Source organism: Catenibacterium sp., from assembly GCF_052354645.1.
Taxonomy (GTDB): Bacteria; Bacillota_I; Bacilli_A; order Erysipelotrichales; family Coprobacillaceae; genus Catenibacterium; species Catenibacterium mitsuoka_A.
Map to the genome: position 1 here is coordinate 1 of NZ_DAWDDM010000264.1, position 2,698 is coordinate 2,698.

The following is a 2,698-nucleotide window of genomic DNA, read 5'->3' on the forward strand; positions in this document are numbered from 1 at the left end:
AGAACTTACATTATCTCGATGTGAGTATATTTAATCACATTTTGAGTGGCAGTTAGCTATGATAAAAGATGTATTAGACTATTTTAAAACTATTTGTAGTATTCCTCATCCTTCAGGACATGAAGAATTACTAGGCAATTATATAGAAGAATTTGCACAGAATCATGAACTTGATTATGCAAGAAATGAAATAGGGGACATTATTATTTATAAGGAAGCAAGTCCTGGATATGATGATCATGCACCTATTTTATTACAGGGTCATATGGATATGGTAGCTGAAAAAGATGTAGATAGTAACCATGACTTCCTCACTGATCCTTTAGAAATCTATGAAGAAGATGGTTATTTACATGCAACAAAAACAACTTTAGGAGCAGATGATGGTGTGGCAGTGGCTATCATGCTTGCTTTATTAAGTGATAACAGCTTTAAACATCCTCGTTTAGAATGCTTATTTACTGTTCAGGAAGAAACAACTATGGATGGTATTACTCATGTAGATAAGAATTGGATTCATGCTCGCAAGATGATTTCTTTAGATGGTGATGTAGTAGGAGAAACAAATGTTTCTTCTGCAGGTGGCGTTCAGTTAACTATTAGAAAGAATGCGACATTTGTAGAATCTCATGATCAGGGATATAAATTCTATGTAAAAGGATTACTAGGTGGTCATTCTGGTGATGCGATTAAAGAAGGTAGAGGTAATGCAATTAAGATTGCCGGACTTGTACTAAAAGCATGTTTAGATAATGGCTTTGATATTCGTTTCTCTTCACTTAATGCAGGACAGAAGTCTAATGCAATCTGTAGAGATGGTTTATTTACATTCCAATCTACAAGTAATAAAGAAGAATTGAAGGCTTTTATTCATGAAAAAATGGAAGAACAGAAGGCTCTTTATCCATTAGAACCTTTAGATTATACATTAGAAGAAGAACAGAGTGGTCATGTAATCTTAGATAGTGATGCACTAATTCATTTTCTTGCGTTATGTCCATATGGTGTAGAAAAGTATTCTTATTACTTCAATCATTTTCCAGTTCTTTCTTTGAACTTGGGAATTATGGAAACAACAGAAAAGGCTGTAGAGCTTATTCTATTATTACGTAGTGAGAATGAAATCAATCTTAAACTACTTGTAAATGAAGTAGAAACATTTGCTTCTTTATTTGGTTTAAGTGTGACATCATCAGATGAGTATTATGGTTGGAGCTATGATCCTGATTCTCAGTTACGTAAGTCTTACAAGGAAGCTTATAAAAAAGCATATGATAAAGAACTCAAAGAAGTACCGACTCATGGTGGATTAGAAACAGGTTATATGAGTCGAATATTTCCAGATATGGATATTGTGACTATGGGACCAAACTGTATTGATATTCATACACCACAGGAAAGATTAGAAATCAAAACACTTTATGAAGTCCATGACTTCCTAAAGAACTGGCTAGGAGAATTATAATGAAATGTGATATAGCGAAAAAATGTGGAAGCTGTCAGTTTATTAATCAAGGATATGTTAAGTCTTTAGAATATAAGAATGAAGAATGTAAGAAGATTTTTAAGGATTTAAAGGTCAATGTACACCCAGTCTCAGGTATGGAAGATCCTTATTACTATCGTAATAAGACAATTATTGCCTTTGATAAGACATATAACTATGGTTTATATGAAGAGAATTCTCATCGTATTATTCCTTATAAATCTTGTCTCATTCATGATCAGGAGACAGATGCAATTATTAGTAAAATAGCTGTACTATTTAGAAAGTATAGAGTTTCTATCTATGATCCACAAAGAAGAAGAGGGGAAATTAGACATATTCTTATTAGACGTGCAGTCAAGACAAATCAGACATTAGTTGTCATTGTATCTAATGAAGCTATCTTTAAAGGTTCTAAGAACTTCTGTAATCAGCTTGTGAAAGCTTTTCCTTCTATTAAGAGTATTGTCTTAAATACAAATAAAAGACAGACAAGTATTGTATTAGGTGAACAAGAAAAGGTTCTTTTTGGGAAAGGTTTTATTGTAGATGAACTATGTGGAATGACTTTTAAGATTTCTCCACGTTCTTTCTATCAGATCAACCATGATCAGTGTGAAGCATTATATAGTAAAGCTTTATCTCTTATTACAGTTAAAGATCCTAAAATCATGGATACATATTGTGGTATTGGGACAATAGGGCTTATTGCGAGCAAGAATGCGAAACAGGTTATTGGGGTAGAACTTAATAAGGATGCCGTGAAGGATGCAAAACTGAATAAAACTTTTAATAAGGTTGAAAATATTAAGTTTATTCAGGGGGATGCGACTGAATTCATGGTAGAAGCAGCAAAACATAAAGTAGATGTAGATGTGATTATTATGGATCCACCAAGAAGTGGTTCTACTGAAACATTTATTAAAGCAGCTGTTTCTTTAAAGCCAAAAGAAATTGTTTATGTTTCTTGTGATCCTCATACACAGGTAAGAGATTTAAAGTTATTTAGAAAACTAGGATATGATTTTAAGGATGTATATCCTTATGATATGTTTCCATTTACGAGCCATATTGAGACAATAGCACTGCTGTCAAGAGTGAACCCTAGCAAGAAAAAATAATATTGATATAAAAAGGCTTATTTAAGGACTAACGTGAAAATAATGTGGACCCCGTGTCAAGGACATTAAATAAAAAGGCGCTTAAAAATGA

2 protein-coding genes are annotated in these 2,698 nt (G+C 32.7%); both read left to right on the top strand.

What is annotated here, in order from left to right; genetic code table 11:
- The first annotated feature begins 58 nt into the window (after positions 1-58).
- Positions 59-1,465, top strand: a complete 1,407-nt coding sequence (pepD, locus tag ACT8VG_RS09710; protein WP_444195744.1) for a beta-Ala-His dipeptidase — start codon at positions 59-61, stop codon at positions 1,463-1,465.
- Positions 1,465-2,607: a 23S rRNA (uracil(1939)-C(5))-methyltransferase RlmD gene (gene rlmD, locus ACT8VG_RS09715; protein WP_117459089.1), complete on the top strand. Its 1,143-nt coding sequence runs from the start codon at positions 1,465-1,467 to the stop codon at positions 2,605-2,607. The genes pepD and rlmD overlap by 1 nt, the downstream gene beginning before the upstream one ends.
- Positions 2,608-2,698 lie beyond the last annotated feature (91 nt).